Source organism: Escherichia sp. WS2035 (assembly GCF_046487065.1).
In the GTDB taxonomy this organism is placed as follows: domain Bacteria; phylum Pseudomonadota; class Gammaproteobacteria; order Enterobacterales; family Enterobacteriaceae; genus Escherichia; species Escherichia coli.
The window spans coordinates 142,932-164,664 of sequence record NZ_JBJQKD010000003.1 but is presented as its reverse complement, the minus strand read 5'-3'; the positions used below and the strand labels follow the sequence as shown (position 1 = coordinate 164,664).

18 protein-coding genes are annotated in these 21,733 nt (G+C 49.6%); 5 read left to right on the top strand and 13 right to left on the bottom strand.

All coding sequences use genetic code 11. The annotated features are described in order from the left end of the window. Window positions 1-107 precede the first annotated feature (107 nt). The 3 genes from parC to ftsP all read left to right on the top strand — a co-directional run bounded on the left by parC (window position 108) and on the right by ftsP (window position 4,825). On the top strand, window positions 108-2,366 hold the full coding sequence (gene parC / locus ACJHX4_RS07675) for a DNA topoisomerase IV subunit A (RefSeq protein ID WP_001281875.1): 2,259 nt from the start codon (window positions 108-110) through the stop codon (window positions 2,364-2,366). A gap of 234 nt (window positions 2,367-2,600) precedes the next feature. Next, the gene (gene plsC, locus ACJHX4_RS07670; protein ID WP_000965706.1) at window positions 2,601-3,338 is read left to right on the top strand and encodes a 1-acylglycerol-3-phosphate O-acyltransferase; all 738 of its coding nucleotides are present in this window, start codon (window positions 2,601-2,603) and stop codon (window positions 3,336-3,338) included. A gap of 74 nt (window positions 3,339-3,412) precedes the next feature. Then, window positions 3,413-4,825 (top strand): cell division protein FtsP, encoded by a 1,413-nt coding sequence (gene ftsP / locus ACJHX4_RS07665; RefSeq protein WP_000059395.1) that lies wholly within the window; start codon window positions 3,413-3,415, stop codon window positions 4,823-4,825. Between the two features lie 70 nt (window positions 4,826-4,895). On the opposite strand, the gene ACJHX4_RS07660 is transcribed toward ftsP, so the two are convergent. From ACJHX4_RS07660 to ACJHX4_RS07630, 7 genes are all read right to left on the bottom strand, one after another. Then, the gene (locus ACJHX4_RS07660; protein ID WP_000345269.1) at window positions 4,896-6,200 is read right to left on the bottom strand and encodes a TRAP transporter large permease; all 1,305 of its coding nucleotides are present in this window, start codon (window positions 6,198-6,200) and stop codon (window positions 4,896-4,898) included. 10 nt (window positions 6,201-6,210) lie between these two features. After that, window positions 6,211-6,693 carry a TRAP transporter small permease gene (locus tag ACJHX4_RS07655; RefSeq protein ID WP_001259753.1) on the bottom strand — a complete coding sequence of 161 codons (483 nt, stop codon included), beginning with the start codon at window positions 6,691-6,693 and terminating at the stop codon, window positions 6,211-6,213. A 41-nt stretch (window positions 6,694-6,734) separates the two neighbouring features. Further along, window positions 6,735-7,718 (bottom strand): TRAP transporter substrate-binding protein, encoded by a 984-nt coding sequence (locus tag ACJHX4_RS07650; RefSeq protein WP_000645958.1) that lies wholly within the window; start codon window positions 7,716-7,718, stop codon window positions 6,735-6,737. A 72-nt stretch (window positions 7,719-7,790) separates the two neighbouring features. Then, complete coding sequence (locus ACJHX4_RS07645) at window positions 7,791-8,801, bottom strand: Ldh family oxidoreductase (RefSeq protein ID WP_000214530.1); 1,011 nt, start codon at window positions 8,799-8,801, stop codon at window positions 7,791-7,793. A 10-nt stretch (window positions 8,802-8,811) separates the two neighbouring features. Next, window positions 8,812-9,828, bottom strand: a complete 1,017-nt coding sequence (locus ACJHX4_RS07640; protein WP_000853930.1) for a zinc-binding alcohol dehydrogenase family protein — start codon at window positions 9,826-9,828, stop codon at window positions 8,812-8,814. Continuing rightward, on the bottom strand, window positions 9,825-11,297 hold the full coding sequence (locus tag ACJHX4_RS07635) for a mannitol dehydrogenase family protein (protein ID WP_001296416.1): 1,473 nt from the start codon (window positions 11,295-11,297) through the stop codon (window positions 9,825-9,827). Before ACJHX4_RS07635 ends, ACJHX4_RS07640 begins: the two co-directional genes overlap by 4 nt. 322 nt (window positions 11,298-11,619) lie before the next feature. Then, window positions 11,620-12,369, bottom strand: a complete 750-nt coding sequence (locus ACJHX4_RS07630) for a FadR/GntR family transcriptional regulator (RefSeq protein ID WP_000438655.1) — start codon at window positions 12,367-12,369, stop codon at window positions 11,620-11,622. A gap of 251 nt (window positions 12,370-12,620) precedes the next feature. Between ACJHX4_RS07630 and ACJHX4_RS07625 the strand changes: the two genes are divergently transcribed. After that, window positions 12,621-14,840, top strand: a complete 2,220-nt coding sequence (locus ACJHX4_RS07625) for a YgiQ family radical SAM protein (RefSeq protein WP_000095204.1) — start codon at window positions 12,621-12,623, stop codon at window positions 14,838-14,840. Window positions 14,841-14,881: 41 nt separating this feature from the next. On the opposite strand, the gene yqhH is transcribed toward ACJHX4_RS07625, so the two are convergent. From yqhH to yqhD, 4 genes are all read right to left on the bottom strand, one after another. Further along, window positions 14,882-15,139, bottom strand: a complete 258-nt coding sequence (gene yqhH, locus ACJHX4_RS07620; RefSeq protein WP_000848528.1) for a lipoprotein YqhH — start codon at window positions 15,137-15,139, stop codon at window positions 14,882-14,884. Between the two features lie 50 nt (window positions 15,140-15,189). Then, the gene (locus ACJHX4_RS07615) at window positions 15,190-16,116 is read right to left on the bottom strand and encodes a YbjP/YqhG family protein (RefSeq protein WP_000691604.1); all 927 of its coding nucleotides are present in this window, start codon (window positions 16,114-16,116) and stop codon (window positions 15,190-15,192) included. 199 nt (window positions 16,117-16,315) lie between these two features. Next, window positions 16,316-17,143, bottom strand: coding sequence for a 2,5-didehydrogluconate reductase DkgA (gene dkgA, locus ACJHX4_RS07610; protein WP_000013152.1), 828 nt, complete (start codon window positions 17,141-17,143; stop codon window positions 16,316-16,318). 104 nt (window positions 17,144-17,247) lie between these two features. Continuing rightward, window positions 17,248-18,411: an alcohol dehydrogenase gene (yqhD, locus tag ACJHX4_RS07605; RefSeq protein WP_001058802.1), complete on the bottom strand. Its 1,164-nt coding sequence runs from the start codon at window positions 18,409-18,411 to the stop codon at window positions 17,248-17,250. Between the two features lie 193 nt (window positions 18,412-18,604). Between yqhD and yqhC the strand changes: the two genes are divergently transcribed. Then, on the top strand, window positions 18,605-19,504 hold the full coding sequence (gene yqhC / locus ACJHX4_RS07600) for a DNA-binding transcriptional regulator YqhC (RefSeq protein WP_001298382.1): 900 nt from the start codon (window positions 18,605-18,607) through the stop codon (window positions 19,502-19,504). 39 nt (window positions 19,505-19,543) lie between these two features. On the opposite strand, the gene yghB is transcribed toward yqhC, so the two are convergent. Further along, window positions 19,544-20,203 carry a DedA family general envelope maintenance protein YghB gene (gene yghB, locus ACJHX4_RS07595; RefSeq protein ID WP_000268419.1) on the bottom strand — a complete coding sequence of 220 codons (660 nt, stop codon included), beginning with the start codon at window positions 20,201-20,203 and terminating at the stop codon, window positions 19,544-19,546. Window positions 20,204-20,342: 139 nt separating this feature from the next. Further along, window positions 20,343-21,530: a cystathionine beta-lyase gene (gene metC, locus ACJHX4_RS07590; RefSeq protein WP_001299407.1), complete on the bottom strand. Its 1,188-nt coding sequence runs from the start codon at window positions 21,528-21,530 to the stop codon at window positions 20,343-20,345. Between the last annotated feature and the right edge of the window lie 203 nt (window positions 21,531-21,733).

Genomic DNA, 21,733 nt, shown 5'->3' with positions numbered 1-21,733 from the left:
GGCGCTATTCACGCTGATCTCCTGTGACTCGACGCGGCAGATAATGTAGTATCTCCGGCAATATTGCCCCTTTGAAGGCTGGCGAATAAGTTGAGGAATCAGAATTAATGAGCGATATGGCAGAGCGCCTTGCGCTACATGAATTTACGGAAAACGCCTACTTAAACTACTCCATGTACGTGATCATGGACCGTGCGTTGCCGTTTATTGGTGATGGTCTGAAACCTGTTCAGCGCCGCATTGTGTATGCGATGTCTGAGCTGGGCCTGAATGCCAGCGCCAAATTTAAAAAATCGGCCCGTACCGTCGGTGACGTACTGGGTAAATACCATCCGCACGGCGATAGTGCCTGTTATGAAGCGATGGTCCTGATGGCGCAGCCGTTCTCTTACCGTTATCCGCTGGTTGATGGTCAGGGGAACTGGGGCGCGCCGGACGATCCGAAATCGTTCGCGGCAATGCGTTACACCGAATCCCGGTTGTCGAAATATTCCGAGCTGCTATTGAGCGAGCTGGGGCAGGGGACGGCTGACTGGGTGCCAAACTTCGACGGCACTTTGCAGGAGCCGAAAATGCTGCCTGCCCGTCTGCCAAACATTTTGCTTAACGGCACCACCGGTATTGCCGTCGGCATGGCGACCGATATTCCACCGCATAACCTGCGTGAAGTGGCTCAGGCGGCAATCGCATTAATCGACCAGCCGAAAACCACGCTCGATCAGCTGCTGGATATCGTGCAGGGGCCGGATTATCCGACTGAAGCAGAAATTATCACTTCGCGCGCCGAGATTCGTAAAATCTACGAGAACGGACGTGGTTCAGTGCGTATGCGCGCGGTGTGGAAGAAAGAAGATGGCGCGGTGGTTATCAGCGCATTGCCGCATCAGGTTTCAGGTGCGCGCGTACTGGAGCAAATTGCTGCGCAAATGCGCAACAAAAAGCTGCCGATGGTTGACGATCTGCGCGATGAATCTGACCACGAGAACCCGACCCGTCTGGTGATTGTGCCGCGTTCCAACCGTGTGGATATGGATCAGGTGATGAACCACCTCTTTGCTACCACCGATCTGGAAAAGAGCTATCGCATTAACCTCAATATGATCGGTCTGGATGGTCGTCCGGCGGTGAAAAACCTGCTGGAAATCCTCTCCGAATGGCTGGTGTTCCGCCGCGATACCGTGCGCCGCCGACTGAATTATCGTCTGGAGAAAGTCCTCAAGCGCCTGCATATCCTCGAAGGTTTGCTGGTGGCGTTTCTCAATATCGACGAAGTGATTGAGATCATTCGTAATGAAGATGAACCGAAACCGGCGCTGATGTCGCGGTTTGGCCTTACTGAAACCCAGGCGGAAGCGATCCTCGAACTGAAACTGCGTCATCTTGCCAAACTGGAAGAGATGAAGATTCGCGGTGAGCAGAGTGAGCTGGAAAAAGAGCGCGACCAGTTGCAGGGCATTTTGGCTTCCGAGCATAAAATGAATAGCCTGCTGAAGAAAGAACTGCAGGCAGACGCTCAAGCCTACGGTGACGAACGTCGTTCGCCGTTGCAGGAACGCGAAGAAGCGAAAGCGATGAGCGAGCACGACATGCTGCCGTCTGAACCTGTCACCATTGTGCTGTCGCAGATGGGCTGGGTACGCAGCGCTAAAGGACATGATATCGACGCGCCGGGCCTGAATTATAAAGCGGGTGATAGCTTCAAAGCGGCGGTGAAAGGTAAGAGCAACCAACCGGTAGTTTTTGTTGATTCCACCGGTCGTAGTTATGCCATCGACCCGATTACGCTGCCGTCGGCGCGTGGTCAGGGCGAACCGCTCACCGGCAAATTAACGTTGCCGCCTGGGGCGACCGTTGACCATATGCTGATGGAAAGCGACGATCAGAAACTGCTGATGGCTTCCGATGCGGGTTACGGTTTCGTCTGCACCTTTAACGATCTGGTGGCGCGTAACCGTGCAGGTAAGGCTTTGATCACCTTACCGGAAAATGCCCATGTTATGCCGCCGGTGGTGATTGAAGATGCTTCCGATATGCTGCTGGCAATCACTCAGGCAGGCCGTATGTTGATGTTCCCGGTAAGCGATCTGCCGCAGCTGTCGAAGGGCAAAGGCAACAAGATTATCAACATTCCATCGGCAGAAGCCGCGCGTGGCGAGGATGGCCTGGCGCAACTGTACGTTCTGCCGCCGCAAAGCACGCTAACCATTCATGTTGGGAAACGCAAAATTAAACTGCGTCCGGAAGAGCTACAGAAAGTCACTGGCGAACGTGGACGCCGCGGTACGTTGATGCGCGGTTTGCAGCGTATCGATCGTGTTGAGATCGACTCTCCTCGCCGTGCCAGCAGCGGTGATAGCGAAGAGTAATATGCCGGGGAGGGCGCTGTTTCCTCCCGCTTGCAAGGAACGCCGGATGAAACGTTAAGTCGTCATCCGGCAGCGTATTCAACCCCCGGAAACGATAAAAATTCCCTTGAAACCGTTGTTTATTCATGCGTTGCGATTAACAATACGCTTTTCCAGAGAGCGGCTTTTAACAATGCCCTAACCTGATTTTCAGGTGACGTACAATGCCAGTCTCTCAGACCTTCAGAGGGTGTTATGCTATATATCTTTCGTCTTATTATTACCGTGATTTACAGCATCTTAGTCTGTGTATTCGGCTCCATTTACTGCCTTTTCAGCCCGCGTAATCCGAAACATGTGGCCACCTTTGGGCATATGTTTGGTCGTCTTGCGCCGCTTTTCGGCCTGAAAGTGGAGTGCCGCAAACCTGCAGACGCTGAAAACTACGGCAATGCTATCTATATTGCTAACCACCAGAACAATTATGACATGGTGACGGCATCGAACATTGTGCAGCCGCCGACAGTGACGGTAGGTAAAAAGAGTTTGCTGTGGATCCCCTTCTTCGGGCAGTTGTATTGGTTAACCGGCAACTTATTGATCGACAGAAACAATCGCACTAAAGCTCACGGCACTATTGCGGAAGTAGTGAATCACTTCAAAAAACGCCGTATTTCCATCTGGATGTTCCCGGAAGGAACCCGCAGCCGTGGTCGCGGCCTGCTGCCGTTCAAGACCGGGGCATTTCACGCGGCAATTGCGGCGGGCGTCCCGATTATACCCGTGTGCGTCTCTACAACTTCGAATAAGATTAATCTTAATCGGCTACACAACGGTCTGGTGATTGTCGAAATGCTGCCGCCAATTGACGTCAGTCAGTATGGCAAAGATCAGGTTCGCGAGTTGGCTGCCCATTGTCGTTCGATAATGGAACAAAAAATCGCCGAGCTCGATAAAGAAGTCGCAGAACGCGAAGCCGCCGGAAAAGTTTAAGTCGGCAATCTGTATTTTTGCGGGGAACACTTTCCTGCACGGTATTACTTTAGCCAGTTTTACATGGAGCAAATATGTCACTCAGTCGGCGTCAGTTCATTCAGGCATCGGGGATTGCACTTTGTGCAGGCGCTGTTCCCCTGAAGGCCAGCGCAGCCGGGCAACAGCAACCGCTACCCGTTCCGCCGCTGCTTGAATCTCGCCGTGGGCAACCGCTGTTTATGACTGTACAACGTGCGCACTGGTCATTTACGCCAGGGACACGCGCGTCGGTTTGGGGAATCAATGGTCGTTACCTGGGGCCGACTATCCGCGTCTGGAAGGGCGACGATGTTAAGCTTATTTACAGCAACCGCCTGACAGAAAATGTCTCAATGACGGTGGCCGGGCTACAGGTACCTGGCCCGCTGATGGGCGGTCCGGCACGGATGATGTCGCCAAACGCTGACTGGGCACCCGTACTGCCCATTCGCCAGAACGCAGCTACTCTGTGGTATCACGCCAATACTCCCAACCGCACGGCTCAGCAGGTCTATAACGGCCTTGCCGGAATGTGGCTGGTGGAAGATGAAGTCAGTAAATCGCTGCCTATCCCCAACCATTATGGTGTGGATGATTTTCCTGTCATTATTCAGGATAAACGGCTGGATAACTTTGGTACGCCAGAATATAACGAACCTGGAAGCGGCGGCTTTGTTGGCGATACGCTACTGGTTAACGGTGTACAAAGCCCGTACGTTGAAGTCTCGCGTGGCTGGGTGCGCTTGCGTCTGTTGAACGCGTCGAACTCTCGTCGCTATCAACTACAGATGAGCGATGGTCGCCCGTTACATGTGATTTCTGGCGATCAGGGATTCCTGCCCGCTCCTGTATCGGTGAAGCAACTTTCGCTGGCACCGGGCGAGCGTCGTGAGATTCTGGTGGATATGAGCAACGGTGATGAAGTGTCGATTACCTGTGGCGAAGCGGCGAGCATTGTTGATCGTATTCGTGGCTTCTTTGAGCCATCCAGCATTCTGGTTTCTACGCTGGTGCTAACGCTGCGCCCAACCGGCCTTCTGCCGCTGGTCACAGACAGTCTTCCGATGCGCTTGCTGCCAACTGAAATCATGGCCGGTTCGCCGATTCGAAGTCGTGATATCAGTCTGGGTGATGACCCGGGGATTAATGGGCAGTTGTGGGACGTCAACCGTATTGATGTTACTGCGCAGCAAGGAACGTGGGAACGCTGGACGGTGCGCGCGGACGAGCCGCAAGCGTTCCATATTGAAGGCGTGATGTTCCAGATCCGTAACGTGAATGGCGCGATGCCGTTCCCGGAAGACAGAGGCTGGAAAGATACCGTTTGGGTTGACGGACAAGTGGAGCTGCTTGTTTATTTCGGTCAGCCTTCCTGGGCGCACTTCCCGTTCTACTTCAACAGTCAGACGCTGGAAATGGCGGACCGTGGCTCGATTGGGCAACTGTTGGTCAATCCGGTACCGTAATGGACCAATTCAATGCCCCACAGAGTGGTGGGGCATTGAAAATTACTCAGTATGCAGTCTTCATTGTGTATCAGGTCGAAAATAATCCTGGCAGCATCAGACTAAGCTGCGGGAAATAACAAATAATTGCCATTACTACAAACAATGCCAGAAACATCGGCAGTAATGGTTTTATTGCCCTGTCGATACTGACCTTACCAATGCTGCATCCCACAAACAGAATGGTGCCGACAGGTGGTGTGCAAAGGCCAATGGTTAAGTTGAAAACCATAATGATGCCGAAGTGAATCGGATCAATCCCCAGATGCTGGGCGATCGGCAGGAAAATAGGTGTAAATATCAGGATCGCCGGCGTGATATCCATAAAGGTACCAACGATCAACAGAATGATATTGATAATAAACAGAATGACCCATTTGTTATCCGAAACGCGGGTAATCAGTTCGTTGATCAACTCAGGAACATCAGCATTCGTCATGGCCCATGACATCCCCATCGAGCAGCCTACCAGTAACAGAACAATTGAACTGGTTACTACCGAATCTAACAGAATATCATTGAGCTTCTTAAGAGTGATTTCCCGGTAAATCATCGCCAGGGCTAAACTATAAATTACCGCAATTGCCGATGCTTCTGTAGGCGTAAATACCCCCGCGATAATACCGCCAATAATGATAAAAATAAGCATCAGGCTAGGAATTGATTCGCGGAATACCTGTAAAAACTGACGGTAATTAATGCGCTCGGCCACCGGATAATGGTGACGTCGGGCATAAAGTGCAGCTACAAACATTAAGGCAACAGCGGTGAGGATGCCCGGCAGATATCCAGCTAAGAACAACGCAGCGACAGAAGTCCCGCCACTGGCAAGGGAATAAACAATCAACACATTGCTCGGTGGGATCATCAGGCCAATGGGGGCAGAGGCAATATTAACCGCTGCTGAAAACGCCGGATCATATCCCTCTTTTTCTTGCAGTGGTGACATAATCCCACCTACCGCGGCGGCTGACGCAACGGCTGAACCTGAAATCGCACCAAACAGTGTATTCGCGAGGATATTACAATGAGCCAGTGAGCCAGGAAGACGCCCAACTAATGCTTGCGCCAGGTTAACCAGTCGTCTGGCTATACCACCGGTATTCATAATGTTTCCGGCTAACACGAAGAAGGGAATGGCTAATAGCGTAAAGCCATCCAGCCCCACAGTCATCTTTTGCGAAATCACAGAAATGGCGGCATCGGGTGGTAAGGCAGTAATAATAGATAACAGCGAAGAAAGACCAATCGCAAAAGTAATTGGCACACCTATTGCCAGCATGACGGCAAAACTGCCAAATAAAATTAAGACGGGGTAGATATATTCAAAGTCCATATTTCCCTCGTTAATGAAAATTCCGTTTACGATAGTTGTCAATAATATTCATTACTGAATACCAGACCAGAATAAGCCCACTGACAGGCATAACCCAATATACTTTATCCATTGGCCATTTTAATACTGGAGAGATTTGTCCAACATGTTGTGCTTTTTCAACAACAATATTCCCGCCATAGATCATGAAAATAACCGCAAAGACCGTAATAATAATTTGGATAAAACTGTCAAGCGTCAGAACAGATGCAGCCGGAAGTTTTTGAGCCAACAAATCAATGGCCAGATGTTTTTTTAACCCCGCAGTATATACACCGCCAAGTAAAATCATCCACATAAATAAAATCTGGGTGAACTCATCAAGCACAGTGCTGGGAGCGTTAAAAATAAAACGTGCAATAACTTGCCAGGTTACGCAGAACACCATAATGGCGAGAATAATGCAGCAACATCCGGCAAGGATCTTATTAAGAATATGAGTGAGTGTTCGCATAAGTCTTCCATGAAAAGGCAGGAATTACCTGCCCATTAGGGTTACATACTTTCTACTAGCTCAAGGTTTTTGGCTGATTGTGCATCTTTCGCCTTGAATTCATCGTATAACGGTTTGACGCGTTCTTTGAAAGCGGATTTATCAACATCAACAACTGTTGCGTTCATCCCTTTCATTTTGTCGTAGGCTTCTTTTTCAGCCGCAGGCCAGATGACGTCCTTCATCTGCATCATTGACTCATCGGCTGCTTTTAATAATGCCGTGCGCTCTTTATCACCAAGTTTATTCAACACGTCGGTGCTGATAATTAACACATCAGGTACCATGGTGTGTTCATCACGTGAATAGACTTTTGCGACTTCGGCGTGACGCATATCGGAATAGACAACGGTATTGTTCTCTCCGCCATCAACCACTCCTTGCTGAAGTGCGGTGTAGAGTTCGCCTTGCGCCATCGGGGTAGCGACACCACCGAGTGCTTTCATCATTGCAATGGCGCTGGGGCTTTGTTGAACCCTGATTTTCATTCCCGCTAAATCTTCGGGTTTTGTAATCGGTTTATTGGAATAAAAACTTCTCGCACCGCCGTCATAGTACGTAATACCAACAAAACCTTTGCTTTCTGATGACTTAAGTATTTTTTTACCTAAATCACTTTGCAGAACACGATAATAGTGATCACGGTCGCGGAATAAGAACGGCAGACTGAAAAGGCTGTAATCCGGGGCAAATGATTCTAGTGATGCAGCATTAACCTTAACCATCTGTAATGCACCGGAGTTCATTAATTCCAGTGATTCACGCTCATTGCCTAATGTCGCATTTGGGTAAATGCGAATAACTAATTCACCATTAGAATACTCTTTGGTTTTATCCGCTAAATAGCTTAATGCTTTATGGACAGCATGGCTTTTATCCTGATTATGACTCAGTTTTAATGTTGTTTTTGCCAGTGTGGTATTAGATATTAATAAACAACTGGTTAACAGCATAAGCGATGCCGTCAGAGGACGAAGTGCTTTCATATCCTGCTCCTGGTTAATATAACAGAAACGATAAATACAGCGCTTTTCTATCGTTATAATAAAAAGTAGTGATTAATTCTCTGCCAGATAATGGAATATTCCTGCTGGAACCGGAATACCTTCCTGTTGGCATTTTTCTTTGTAGTGCATTTGCGGATCGTTCGGCGCTAACACTTTTTCGATACCGGGAGCCGGTTTAACGGCATGCAACTCCGTGACCATTTGCGCCATGGTTTTTGCAAAAACAGGATTGCCGAGCTTTTTCGGATCGATGGCAATAACCAAACTTGCCAGCTTACGCATCTTGTCATAATCACCATACATGCGAACAATATGGTTGCCAAAATTCGCATTCATCAGCATGCCAGTCAGTGCATCAATAGCCAGCGCAATGCCTGAACCTTTGTGTTGGCCGAAAGGTAGCAGGTTTTCAATCTTATGCGGATCAGTGGTGCCATAACCGTCTTTATCTATCGCCAGCCCTTCACCAATATGTTTTCCTGTTTCCTTTGCATGAAGTATTTTGCCAAAAGCCGTGGCACTGGTTGCCATATCAACAATCATCGGATGGCTGTTTTCCACCGGGAAACCAAAGGCGATGGGGTTAGTACCCAAAAAGCGCTCGGCGCCGCCATGGGGAGCCACGCAGGTATCGGTTTGCGTCATTACGATAGCAACCAACCCTTTGTTGGTGACCATCTCTGCAAAATAAGATAACGCGCCACAGTGAGACGTATTTTTAACGCTAACAAAACCGAGACCCTCTTCCAGGGCCAGTTTAATAGCGTGCTCAGTGGCGCTAATTAATGCCGAATGCCCCATTCCGTCGTCAGAGTCGAGAATGGCCACTGACGGTGAAATTTGCTCAATACTAAACTGCGGGGCTTTATTTAACCCTCCGGCAGCAAGGCGGGTACAATAATGTTCGACACGCATAACTCCATGTGAATGCACACCTGTAATATCGGCATGTATTAAAACATCTGTCACCTGTTGTGCAGTGTCGGCATCCAGCCCGGCGGTATGTAATTTGTGGTGCACCAGTGATTTTAAATTTTCTTCACTGACATAAACAGTTGTCATATATGTTCCCTTAAAAAGTGATCACACCCTTGACCATATTTTTATTTTCTACAACGTTACGCTGGTAATCTTCGCCAACACTAAAGAAATTGAACGCCTGGTTTTTCATTAAATTTTCGTGAATTTTATTGCTGCGCATCAGTTCAATCACCAACGCAAAATCTTCCCGTGTGGCATTGCGGCTGCTGAGTAACGTTGTCTCTTTTTTATGGAAGGTCGGATCGTCAATAACAAGTTCACCAATGTACAAACCGATGAAAACAATTTTGCCGCCATGACGAATAAGATTTACATCATGACTCATTGAAGCTTTATTTCCCGTCGCATCCAGGACTACGCAAGCCAGTTCGCCGCCAAATACTTCACTAAGCGCGGCAATAAAACCTTCCTGTGTTGGGTCGAAGACATTAATTGCCAGATGATCCACAACGTGCTGGCGACGTTGACAGTCAATATCAGCAACAACAACATGCGCCCCTTTAGCCCTGGCGATGGCTGCGGTAGCCAGACCGATTGGCCCAGCGCCAATCACCAGTACGTTTTGTTCAGCCTTGATCTCTGCCCGACGAACGGCATGTGCACCAATGGCGAAACATTCAACCAATGCTCCGGCACTGTCGCTGACCTCGTCAGGGAGAGGCACAAGGTTGTCTTCACGTACCGCAAGGTACTCACTAAAGCCCCCATCCTGATGCACGCCATACAGCGAAACACGTTCGCAGCAGTTCGTTTTCTTTTCCCGACAGGCTGCGCACTCGCCACATGGAATGCATGGGATGACGGAATAGCGCTGGCCTGATTGTGCTGTTTGGCACTGGCTGCCTCGCGAAACCGCTTCGGCGCATATTTCATGACCTAATACACGTGGGTAGCTAAAAAAAGGCTGTCTGCCGGCAAAAGCGTGAATATCAGTACCACAAATACCCACAGCTTTGATTTTTAACAGCACTTCATTATCTGCTGGTGTGGGAATATCCTTTTCCACATATTCCATAACGCCAGGCTGCTGACAAATTAATGTTTTCATTTCTGCTCATCCGATAATAATTGGCTGATGGTGGCCTTGATGCCTTTGTTTTTTATATTTGCAAAGGCGATTTTTATTTCATTTATAAATGGCTGATGGTTGCTTAAATCACCAAATATGGCGCTAAGGTGCAGTAATGCGAGCGCCTGTTGCCATGCGTCTTGTTGTTCCTTTATTAGCGCCTGAAATTGGTCATTCATTGGATCAGCGACAGACTGGCTTTTCTCAACAACATCAATGACATAATGCAACCAACCAGCAACGAGCAGTGACAGAACAGCATTGTTTTGCTTTTGCTGATGTAATTTCAGCCAGGGCGTCAGTGCACGCTGGGGAAGCTTTTGTGAACCGTCCATGGCTATTTGCCCGGTACGGTGTGCAACGTTACGGTTGCTAAAGCGTTCAATTAACAGGTCGGCGTATTCCTGGATGTTGATATTTAAGTCTGGATTAAGTGTTCGGGCTTGTTCATTAATCATCAGTTGGTGGGTAATGGAACGAAAATTAGCGTCTTCCATGCATTGCCAGATAAACTCATAGCCTGCCAAAGAGCCGTTATAAGCCAGAAATGAATGGCTACCATTTAACATGCGTAACTTCATCTCTTCATAAGGCTGAACATTGCTGACAAACATCGCGCCGGCTTTATCCCATTCCGGTCGTCCGCGCACAAAATTATCTTCGATCACCCACTGACGAAATGATTCGCAGACGATCCCGCAGGGATCGGCATAACCGGTTTTCGTTTCCAGTAAGGCGAATTGCGATTCAGTCATTGCCGGAACAATGCGATCTACCATCGTGCCTGGAAATGAGACATTTTCTTCGATCCACTGAGCCAGGGGCTGGTCCAGTTGTCGGGCAAAACCGAGAACGGCATTGCGCGTCAGATGCCCATTGTCTGGCAAGTTGTCACAGGAGAGCACACTAAAAGCGGCGAGTCCTGCCGCTTTACGTTGTTGCAAAGCACAGACGATCACGCCAATAGCTGACAGAGGCGCATCCGGGTTTTGTAGATCGTGTTGGATTAATCCATTGGTGAGATCAAGTGAACGTGTTTGCGGATCGAGGCAATAACCTTTCTCGGTGATGGTTAATGAAACGATTTTTACCTGAGGTTCAGCCAGTTTATGGATTGCTGCGGCAATGCCATCTCTGGGGGTATGAATACCGCCAGCCACCGAACGCACAAGGCGTGAGGTAGATTGCGATGCAGATGTTTCCACAACCGAAAACAGCCCATTTTGCGCATTTAAGTTTTCGATCAGTTGAGCATCACCAAACAGGTTGATCTCAAAGATCCCCCAGCGGGTGTCCGAAAGTTGATTAGTGAGATCCGTGTAGACAGCCTGGTGTCCGCGATGAAAAGCGCCAAAACCAATATGGACAATATCTGCCTGTAACCCGTCCCGAGGCCAGGTGGTTACCTGATCATAGTGGGCGGCAGCGATACTTTCGTTCCCTGACATTATGCTCTTACTCCTGACGACTTGTTTGTAGACCAATTTACATAATTCACTAGACCAAAAACAGAGAGATGCATCACGCTTGCAGAGAAAGGTAAAAGTACGAAACAGAACAACAAGGCGTTATTTATATCTGTATCAATGAGTTATATGAATAAAATGAAAGGAAAGTTTTTTAGAGGTCAGTTTTTAGGATAATTGCCGCTAATCTAAGATATCTGATGATAGTCGATTTATTAGACCAATTAAAAAGAGAGCGTGTACCAGTGGAGGGCGAAAGGCAGAGCCGGCGTTATTTTTCCCGCCAGCTCTGGACTAATGAAGGTTAACGAGCGAAGAAAAAGTCATCAAAATCGCTGATGGAAGCGTCTTGTTTGAAGATTTTGATCAGTTCATTTTTGCTGTTTTCCAGATGTCTCCAGGACGCTTCCCTGGCGAGCTCTGAATCTTTCTGTTGCAGAGCCAGGAAAATAGCCCGGTGATCTTCCAGCCATTGCAGACGCAAATGCTTTTCATGCAGGTACTTGTAGTTAAGTTTCTTCCAGCGGGGGTTTTCTGTACGCACTGCCCGCCATAATTCAGCGGCTTGTTTGATGAGTACCCGATTTTGCGTCGCTTCGGCAATAATGCTATGAAAACGATGATCCAGGTCTTCAAATCTATCACTTTCCGCAGCGATAGCGTTTTCCTGCAAACTAATGATTTTCTTTAACTCTTGTAACTCGTTAAAGCTAATCTGGCTGGCTGCAAAACCAGTAATATTGCTCTCAATCACCTGACGCGCCTGCAACAGTTCAAACGGGCCAATTTCTGAATAGGGCATTAATGATTTCTGGTTGAGCTTATCGGTGGAGTCGACAAAAAAAATCCCTGACCCTTGCTTCACATTCAATACGCCTTTCAGTTCCAGCATAATGATGGCTTCACGAATGGTAGTTCGGCTGGTATTAAACCGCTCGCTCAGTTCACGTTCTGAAGGTAAGCGTTCTCCGGCTTTGAATACGCCTGAATACAGCAGCTCTTCAATCTGTAGACCAATATCGTAATAGCGGCGCTTTGTAATAACCTGTTCCATACCTTGCCTTACTGTGGGTGTCCTCGGATAGCCGATCGTCGTGCAATATGATTTGAACGTTGCTGATCGGCATAAATAGTAGCGGCAGTTGCCACGATACCGCCAGCCTTAAATGTGCTTGCCCAAGTCGGGCAGTGAAAAACCTCACCAGGGTATTTCGCCACCGTTCATCAACATCACTTCATTTCCGCGCGTGATACAGCGTATAATCCCCGGCCTTTGATTATTTTTTTACCATTTCTGGAAGCAAAATGAGCTCTATCTCCCTGATCCAACCGGATCGCGACCTGTTCTCCTGGCCGCAGTACTGGGCCGCCTGTTTTGGACCGGCACCGTTTTTGCCGATGTCACGTGAAGAGATGGATCAACTTGGCTGGGATAGCTGCGACATCATTTTGGTTACTGGCGACGCGTATGTCGATCACCCAAGCTTCGGGATGGCGATTTGCGGTCGTATGCTGGAAGCGCAGGGCTTTCGCGTCGGGATCATCGCCCAGCCAGACTGGAGCAGCAAAGACGACTTTATGCGTCTGGGTAAACCGAATCTGTTTTTCGGTGTTACTGCTGGCAACATGGACTCGATGATCAACCGCTATACCGCCGATCGCCGTTTACGTCATGACGATGCCTACACGCCAGATAATGTCGCGGGTAAGCGTCCGGATCGCGCCACACTGGTTTATACCCAACGTTGTAAAGAGGCGTGGAAAGATGTGCCGGTGATCCTCGGCGGTATTGAGGCCAGCCTGCGCCGTACCGCGCACTATGATTACTGGTCGGATACCGTGCGCCGTTCCGTGCTGGTGGATTCGAAAGCCGACATGCTGATGTTTGGTAACGGTGAGCGTCCGCTGGTGGAAGTGGCGCACCGTCTGGCGATGGGCGAGCCGATTAGTGAAATCCGCGATGTGCGTAATACCGCGATTATCGTAAAAGAGGCGTTGCCAGGCTGGAGCGGTGTGGATTCCACCCGTCTTGATACCCCTGGGAAAATCGACCCAATCCCGCATCCGTATGGCGAAGATTTGCCGTGCGCGGATAACAAACCGGTAGCTCCGAAAAAGCAGGAAGCCAAATCTGTAACCGTGCAGCCACCACGCCCGAAACCGTGGGAAAAAACCTACGTGTTGCTGCCTTCTTTCGAGAAAGTGAAGGGCGATAAAGTGCTGTACGCCCATGCTTCGCGCATTCTGCACCACGAAACTAACCCAGGCTGCGCCCGCGCATTGATGCAAAAACATGGCGACCGCTATGTATGGATCAACCCGCCTGCTATTCCGCTTTCTACCGAAGAGATGGATAGCGTCTTTGCGCTGCCGTACAAGCGCGTGCCGCATCCGGCTTACGGTAATGCCCGAATTCCGGCTTACGAAATGATTCGTTTCTCGGTCAACATTATGCGTGGCTGCTTTGGCGGCTGCTCTTTCTGTTCTATTACCGAGCACGAAGGGCGCATTATTCAGAGCCGTTCCGAAGATTCGATTATTAATGAGATCGAAGCGATCCGCGACACTGTTCCAGGTTTTACGGGCGTGATTTCCGATCTCGGTGGGCCTACTGCCAACATGTATATGTTGCGCTGCAAATCGCCACGCGCTGAGCAAACCTGCCGTCGTTTGTCGTGCGTTTATCCGGATATTTGTTCGCACATGGACACTAATCATGAACCGACCATCAATCTCTATCGCCGTGCGCGTGATCTGAAAGGCATTAAAAAGATCCTGATTGCCTCTGGTGTGCGTTATGACATCGCTGTAGAAGATCCGCGCTATATCAAAGAGCTGGCGACCCATCACGTTGGCGGTTATCTGAAGATTGCCCCGGAACATACCGAAGAAGGGCCGTTATCGAAGATGATGAAGCCGGGCATGGGCAGCTATGACCGCTTTAAAGAGCTGTTCGATACTTACTCGAAACAGGCAGGTAAAGAACAGTATCTGATCCCGTATTTCATCTCCGCGCACCCGGGTACGCGTGATGAAGATATGGTGAATCTGGCGCTATGGCTGAAAAAGCATCGCTTCCGCCTCGACCAGGTGCAGAACTTCTATCCGTCGCCGCTGGCTAACTCGACCACCATGTATTACACCGGCAAAAACCCGCTGGCGAAGATTGGTTATAAGAGTGAAGACGTCTTCGTGCCGAAGGGCGACAAACAGCGTCGTTTGCATAAAGCGTTGTTGCGTTACCACGATCCGGCAAACTGGCCGTTAATCCGCCAGGCGCTGGAAGCGATGGGCAAAAAGCATCTGATTGGCAGCCGTCGCGATTGCTTAGTGCCTGCGCCAACTATTGAAGAGATGCGTGAGGCTCGTCGCCAGAACCGCAATACCCGTCCGGCGTTGACTAAACATACGCCGATGGCGACCCAGCGTCAGACGCCTGCTACGGCAAAAAAAGCGTCGTCTACGCAATCTCGCCTGCAGAATGCTGGTGCGAAGAAACGCCCTAAAGCGGCGGTTGGACGTTAAAAAATATCCCCGGTAACAGAATGCTGCCGGGGATTTTTTTATCATTCTGCGTACATACGCAAGCAGCGCAGGCAGTCGAAATAGTCCTGTGCATCAAGACGCGTATTGGCTCTGTTAGCTTCGGATTTGGCAGCATAGATTTGTGGGCGTAATGCTTTCATATCCTGCTCAAGCCGGGCGATTTTTGCATTTAATGTTTGCACATTGCTCGCCAGTTGATTGACCTTTTGCTCATTGACGCAGCCACTGAGCAAGCAGGTTGCCAGAACAACAGCTCCCACGGTGAAAATCGTTTTCATATAGTGTTCCCTTTTATTTATTGTTCCGGCTAATTGTTATTTAATTCAGCTCATTGTTTTAATCTGGCGGCGGTTTTTGCCTCAATCTGCTTAAGTAGGCTGCCGCTGTTCGGGCGGATAAAATCAGCGATTTCCCACTTACCTTCGCGCCGCTGTAAAATCAGTTCTTGCTCTTCGTTGTTGCCATTGGTCAGCGTAAAGCGAACATGAATGCGGGCGGAATCGGTGGTTTTCTCCAGGACTCGAATTTCATCAACGCGGGAAAATAACGACTCTTCGCCAAAACAGATCGGATTGTCGTAAATAAATTGCCGTTCTATTTGCATATCTTCATCGGGATTGTTGGCCGTCTTGAAGGTGGTTTTATAGAAGGCATTGACCGCCTGGCGGTAAGAGTCGGAAACCACCCACGTCCACGGCCAGCTATAATCAGCAATATGTTCAAAGAGTTCGGCAACAAAGGCTTCCGGCTGTTCTTTTTGCAACGAAGCTATAGTGGCCAGCGTTTTTTCATTCTCGCTATTAACCGCTTGTAAGACGCTGCCATGATTGCTGACAATATCGTCAATGACCCAACGACCATTTTCCGCCACCATTTTCAGTGTCTGCGAGGTCTTTTCTTTATCGTCTTGAAAGATACGAAAGCGCACAGCGGCATCGGCATGATCGGCGTCAGTTTGGGTTATCGCTACGCTTTCTAACACCAGATTGCCAAAATCCTGACAATCACAAACCGGATCATAATCCAGCCAGCCAATATTGCCCGGCAGCGTAAGATTGTCGTTCAGGATAAGCGCCTGTTGAATACGCGCAGAAGTTATCGCTCGCTCTCCGGTTTCACCAAAATAAGGGGCAGTGGCATCTGATTTATAGTTCTGATAAATATGCCGGACTGTTTGTTCTACGGTCTGTGAGGGGGGCTGTGCGTGTACGGTAAAACTTGCCAGGGCTGCTAAAAACAGAAGTATTATTTTCATCTGTTTTTCACCTCTCCGTTGCGTTTATCCCGGATATAGATGAGTTGTTCTTTTAAGAGCTTCCGGCTCTGCATGATGATGTCCTTATATTTGGCATTCCTGAACAAGGAAGAGTAGCAACGGGCGGGACGCGAGGGGAATAAATGATTTCTGAAAAGTCCGGTAGCGGAACATTACCGCCACCGGGAGAATTTGCACGTTAGCCGCCGAACTGGTCAGGATCGGGACCGAGACGCTTGCCCTGATCGAGTTTTGCAATTTCGCCAAGTTCGTCTTTGTCGAGACGGAAATCCCAGACATCAAAGTTTTCGACAATGCGTGAAGGTGTGACCGATTTTGGGATCACCACCAGGCCGCTATCCAGATGCCAGCGGATAACAATCTGCGCAGGGGTTTTGCCGTATTTATCTGCCAGATCGCGAATGACTTTCTGATCGAAAACACCTTTCCCACCTTGCGCTAATGGACTCCAGGATTCGGTCTGGATTTTGTGTGTCGCGTTCCAGGCATGTAGCTGGCGTTGTTGCATCAGCGGGTGAAGTTCGATCTGGTTTATCACAGGCGTCACGCCAGTTTCATCAATCAGGCGTTGCAGGTGATGGATCTGGAAGTTGCACACGCCAATGCTTTTGATTAATCCCTCTTTTTGCAATTCGATCATGCCCTTCCATGCTTCGACATAATGGTCGATAGCGGGAACGGGCCAGTGCATTAAGTAGAGGTCGATATAATCAAGCTGGAGTTTTTTCAGGCTGTCGAGCAGGGCTTCGCGGGGGCGCTTGTGGTCGTCGTTCCACAGCTTAGTGGTGATGAACAGTTCTTCTCTGTTGACTGAGGCATTTTTCAGGGCTTTGCCGACACCTTCTTCGTTCTTGTAGGCCGCGGCGGTATCAATCGAGCGATAACCCACTTCTAACGCTTTTTGAATGGCGGTGATTACTTCCTCATTACTTGCTTGCCAGACGCCCAGTCCCAGCTGGGGCATGACATTGCCATCCTGTAGCTTAATAACGGTTGGATTAGCCATACGTTCCTCCTTTATATGAACTCACCGGAGCAGGCTCCGGTGAGGTGTTGTGAACTTAAGTCTGGACGAAATGCCCGAAAACGAAAGTTTGAGGCGTAAAAAGCTTAGCGGGCGGCTTCGTATATACGGCGGCTGACATCCAGCGTAATGTCATGATTTTCGCCCAGTTGGGTCATGCCGTGCTCTTCCAGTTTTTTCAGCAAAGCCGGGATGGAGCTGCCGTCCAGACCGTAGTCGGAGAGGTGGGTCGGCACGCCTAATTGCTCAAAGAAATTGCGGGTTGCGGCAATCGCGGCGTCAATACGCTCATCGTCTGAACCTTCAGTGATATTCCAGACGCGTTCAGCATATTGCAGCAGCTTAGCGCGCTTGGTATCGCGTTTTTCATTCCACAGTGCAGGCAGGACGATAGCCAGTGTTTGCGCGTGATCCAGACCGTGCATCGCAGTCAGTTCGTGGCCCAGCATATGCGTTGCCCAGTCCTGCGGTACGCCAGCGCCGATCAAACCGTTCAGCGCCTGAGTCGCCGCCCACATGACGTTGGCGCGCACATCGTAGTTTTCTGGCTCTTTCAGGGCTTTCGGACCATCTTCGATCAGCGTCAGCAAAATGCCTTCTGCGAAACGGTCCTGAATTTTGGCATCAACCGGTTTGGTAACATACTGTTCCACGGTGTGTACAAAGGCGTCCACTACGCCGTTAGCCACCTGACGCGGCGGCAGGGTGTAGGTATAAACCGGATCGAGCACGGCAAATACGGGCTGAACATGGGCAGAATGGAACGCCTGCTTGTCGCCTGTGGTTTTACGGGAGATCACCGCGCCTGCGTTGGATTCTGAACCGGTTGCTGGCAGCGTCAGCACACAGCCCATCGGGATGGCGCTTTTAATCTCTTTGCCGCCCGTTTGCAGAATGTGCCACGGATCGATATTTTCCGGATAGTTAGCCGCTGCGGCGATAAATTTGGTGCCGTCCAGTACAGAACCGCCGCCAACCGCCAGCAGAAAAGTCACTTTTTGTTCGCGAACCAGTTTCACGGCGTTCATCAGCGTTTCATAAGCCGGGTTTGGTTCAATACCGCCAAATTCCAGCACGTCCATGCCTTTCAGGGCATCCAGAACTTGATCGAGAACGCCGGTTTTTTTCACGCTGCCGCCGCCGTAGGTAATCAATACGCGAGCATCGTGAGGAATTTGTTCGCGTAAACCAGCGATTGCGCCTTTACCAAACAGAATGCGGGTTGGGGTGTGCAGATTAAAGTTGTTCATTACTTGCTCCCTTTGCTGGGTCAATATGAGGGCAGAGATCGGTCTGCCTGATGTTTTTCATTGTGGTCGCCAGCGCCGTACCTCTCAATGCTCATTTCTGCCAATGTCTTGCCTATTTCTCCAGAGTGCTGGAGAAATGCTACAAAATTGCGCACAATCAAATTGCCGCATTATTCCTAAGAAATTACGCGATATGAAACGTGAAGAGATTTGCCGCTTGCTGGCGGATAAAGTTAATAAACTGAAAAATAAAGAAAATAGTTTGTCAGAGCTGTTGCCCGATGTGCGTTTGTTGTATGGCGAGACGCCTTTCGCACGCACACCGGTGATGTACGAGCCTGGCATCATAATTCTCTTTTCCGGGCATAAAATCGGTTATATCAATGAACGCGTGTTTCGTTATGATGCCAATGAATACCTGCTGCTGACGGTGCCGTTGCCGTTTGAGTGCGAAACCTATGCCACGTCAGAGGTGCCGCTGGCAGGGTTGCGTCTCAATGTCGATATTTTGCAGTTACAGGAACTGTTGATGGACATTGGCGAAGATGAGCATTTCCAGCCGTCGATGGCAGCCAGCGGGATTAACTCTGCCACGTTATCAGAAGAGATTTTATGCGCGGCGGAGCGGTTACTCGACGTGATGGAGCGACCGCTGGATGCGCGTATTCTCGGCAAACAGATCATCCGCGAAATTCTGTACTACGTGCTGACCGGACCTTGCGGCGGCGCGTTACTGGCACTGGTCAGCCGCCAGACTCACTTCAGCCTGATTAGTCGCGTGCTGAAACGGATTGAGAATAAATACACCGAAAACCTGAGCGTCGAGCAACTGGCGGCAGAAGCTAACATGAGCGTATCGGCGTTCCACCATAATTTTAAGTCTGTCACCAGCACCTCGCCGTTGCAGTATTTGAAGAATTACCGTCTGCATAAGGCGCGGATGATGATCATCCACGACGGCATGAAGGCCAGCGCGGCGGCGATGCGCGTCGGCTATGAAAGCGCATCGCAATTTAGCCGTGAGTTTAAACGTTACTTCGGTGTGACGCCGGGGGAAGATGCGGCAAGAATGCGGGCGATGCAGGGGAATTAAATACGTTCCCGGTACAGCAACCGGGAACGGGGAAAATCGTCAGGCGTTACAGTATTTTTTTTTAATCACCACAAACAGCGTGCCCAACAAGCCAGCGGTTAACAAGGCAATTGGCAGGATCATCAGGAACGTCATTACCTGATCTTCATGGCGTTTAACGAACGGAATCATACTTAAGGCATAGCCGAAACTGGTTACCACGCTGACCCACAGCAATCCGCTTAACCAGTTGAAAAACTGGAAGCGGCGGTTTGGCAGACCGGAAATTCCCGCCATGGTTGGCAGCAGCGTACGGACAAATGCAAGAAAACGTCCAGCCAGCAGCGCCAGCAGACCGTGGCGGTCAAACATGCAGGTGGCGCGCTGGTGATATTTAGCAGGAAGCTGTGCCAGCCAGCCTTTCACCGTTTTGGTATTCCCTAACCAGCGCCCCTGAATATAACTTAGCCAGCAGCCCAGACTTGCTGCGGCGGTCAGAATCGCAATCGTAGGCAGAAAATCCATAACCCCCTGGGCAATCAATGCGCCAGCCAATATCAACAAGCTGTCGCCTGGCAAAAATGAGGCGGGCAGCAAGCCGTTTTCTAAAAACAGCGTGGCAAACATAACAAAGTAAACAACGCTAACAATATGAGGGTCCGCCAGCGCGGCAAAGTCGTGTTGCCAGAGCGCAGCGATGATATCTTGAATAACAGCCATGGACTTTCCTGTGGAACAGCGTTTAAGCCTTTATCTGCCTATTGTACTCCTGAATCGTCCGGGACGCCTTGATCCCAGACGCAACAATTTAAGACTTTTCACAATAAAATGTCTGCAAAATTGTCCAAAAGTGGCAATGTTATACAATTCGCGCAAAACCGGCGTCCAGATCGGCAATCAGATCGTCGACATCTTCCAGACCAATATGCAGGCGAATCAAGGTCCCGCTAAAATCGATCTCGCCTTGTGGGCGAATGGCGGCGATATGTTCTGGTTGATTCGCCAGGATCAACGATTCATACCCGCCCCACGAGTAGGCCATGCTGAATAAACTGAAGTTATCCAGATAGTTCGCCAGCTCTTCATTATTGAGTTTTTTCTTAAGCACAAAGGAAAATAGCCCGCTGCTGCCTGTAAAGTCTCGTTTCCAGAATTCGTGGCCTTTACTGCCAGGCAGAGCAGGGTGGTTAACTCGCGCTACTTGGGGATGTTCTGCCAGCCATTCAGCCACTTTCAGACTGCTTTCATGATGTTGGCGCAAACGCACACCTAATGTGCGCAGGCCACGGCTGGTTATATAGGCGGTATCGGCATCGACCATCTGGCCCATCAGATAGGCATTCTCTCGCAGCTGCTCCCAGCAACGGGCATTGCACACGGCAGTGCCAATCATCGCATCTGAATGCCCAACCAGATATTTGGTGGCGGCCTGAATAGAAACATCGATGCCAAAATCCAGCGCCTTAAACAGCACACCGGCTGCCCAGGTGTTGTCGATCATAATGATGGCATCCGGGACCACACTGCGTACGGCGGCAACAATCGCCGGAACATCGTGGACTTCCATGGTGATGGAACCTGGCGATTCCAGAAACACGATTTTAGTGTTTGGCTGCAGATGCTTAACGATATCGGCACCAATCAGCGGATCAAACCACGATGTCGTTACGCCCAGTTTGCTGAGGATTTTGCTACAGAAATCCTGACTCGGTTCATAAGCGGTGTTGGTCATCAACACATGATCGCCCTGTTCGACAAAAGCAAGAATGGAATTAGCAACCGCTGCCGCCCCGCAGGGAAATAGCACACAGCCTGCGCCACCTTCCAGTTCACACATCGCTTGTTGTAAGGAGAAATGGGTTAACGTTCCACGCCGTCCATAGAACAACTCGCCATTGGCGCGATTACGTGTCGCGTGTTTTTTGGCTTCTACACTGTCAAAGACCAGCGAAGACGCGCGCTGAATCACGCTATTTACCGCACCGAGCGTGTATTTTTTGCTGCGTCCTGCATTCACCAGTTGAGTATCAAGCTTTTTGTCCGCCATGTCGGGATTCCTGTTTTTATACGTCTGGATGTCTAAACTAGCATGAATATTCGCGGGCGCATCCTGAAGAATTGGCATAAAGCAGAAAATTTTCGCAAATGGCGTGCTGGTGACTTTTTTACTGCGTAAACGCAAGGAAAAGAAAGCAAAGGTACGGCAGTATGCAAATAGTAATGAGAACGACTATCAATTCGACGTCGTTT

What these genes read in the sequence shown, in the direction of transcription:
- yghB (WP_000268419.1), bottom strand. Translation starts at nt 20,203, where the DNA reads ATGGCTGTTATTCAAGATATCATCGCTGCGCTCTGGCAACACGACTTT.
- ACJHX4_RS07635 (WP_001296416.1), bottom strand. Translation starts at nt 11,297, where the DNA reads ATGTCAGGGAACGAAAGTATCGCTGCCGCCCACTATGATCAGGTAACC.
- ACJHX4_RS07655 (WP_001259753.1), bottom strand. Translation starts at nt 6,693, where the DNA reads ATGCGAACACTCACTCATATTCTTAATAAGATCCTTGCCGGATGTTGC.
- metC (WP_001299407.1), bottom strand. Translation starts at nt 21,530, where the DNA reads ATGGCGGACAAAAAGCTTGATACTCAACTGGTGAATGCAGGACGCAGC.
- dkgA (WP_000013152.1), bottom strand. Translation starts at nt 17,143, where the DNA reads ATGGCTAATCCAACCGTTATTAAGCTACAGGATGGCAATGTCATGCCC.
- ACJHX4_RS07625 (WP_000095204.1), top strand. Translation starts at nt 12,621, where the DNA reads ATGAGCTCTATCTCCCTGATCCAACCGGATCGCGACCTGTTCTCCTGG.
- ftsP (WP_000059395.1), top strand. Translation starts at nt 3,413, where the DNA reads ATGTCACTCAGTCGGCGTCAGTTCATTCAGGCATCGGGGATTGCACTT.
- ACJHX4_RS07645 (WP_000214530.1), bottom strand. Translation starts at nt 8,801, where the DNA reads ATGACAACTGTTTATGTCAGTGAAGAAAATTTAAAATCACTGGTGCAC.
- ACJHX4_RS07630 (WP_000438655.1), bottom strand. Translation starts at nt 12,369, where the DNA reads ATGGAACAGGTTATTACAAAGCGCCGCTATTACGATATTGGTCTACAG.
- yqhC (WP_001298382.1), top strand. Translation starts at nt 18,605, where the DNA reads ATGAAACGTGAAGAGATTTGCCGCTTGCTGGCGGATAAAGTTAATAAA.
- yqhH (WP_000848528.1), bottom strand. Translation starts at nt 15,139, where the DNA reads ATGAAAACGATTTTCACCGTGGGAGCTGTTGTTCTGGCAACCTGCTTG.
- plsC (WP_000965706.1), top strand. Translation starts at nt 2,601, where the DNA reads ATGCTATATATCTTTCGTCTTATTATTACCGTGATTTACAGCATCTTA.
- ACJHX4_RS07660 (WP_000345269.1), bottom strand. Translation starts at nt 6,200, where the DNA reads ATGGACTTTGAATATATCTACCCCGTCTTAATTTTATTTGGCAGTTTT.
- yqhD (WP_001058802.1), bottom strand. Translation starts at nt 18,411, where the DNA reads ATGAACAACTTTAATCTGCACACCCCAACCCGCATTCTGTTTGGTAAA.
- parC (WP_001281875.1), top strand. Translation starts at nt 108, where the DNA reads ATGAGCGATATGGCAGAGCGCCTTGCGCTACATGAATTTACGGAAAAC.
- ACJHX4_RS07615 (WP_000691604.1), bottom strand. Translation starts at nt 16,116, where the DNA reads ATGAAAATAATACTTCTGTTTTTAGCAGCCCTGGCAAGTTTTACCGTA.
- ACJHX4_RS07640 (WP_000853930.1), bottom strand. Translation starts at nt 9,828, where the DNA reads ATGAAAACATTAATTTGTCAGCAGCCTGGCGTTATGGAATATGTGGAA.
- ACJHX4_RS07650 (WP_000645958.1), bottom strand. Translation starts at nt 7,718, where the DNA reads ATGAAAGCACTTCGTCCTCTGACGGCATCGCTTATGCTGTTAACCAGT.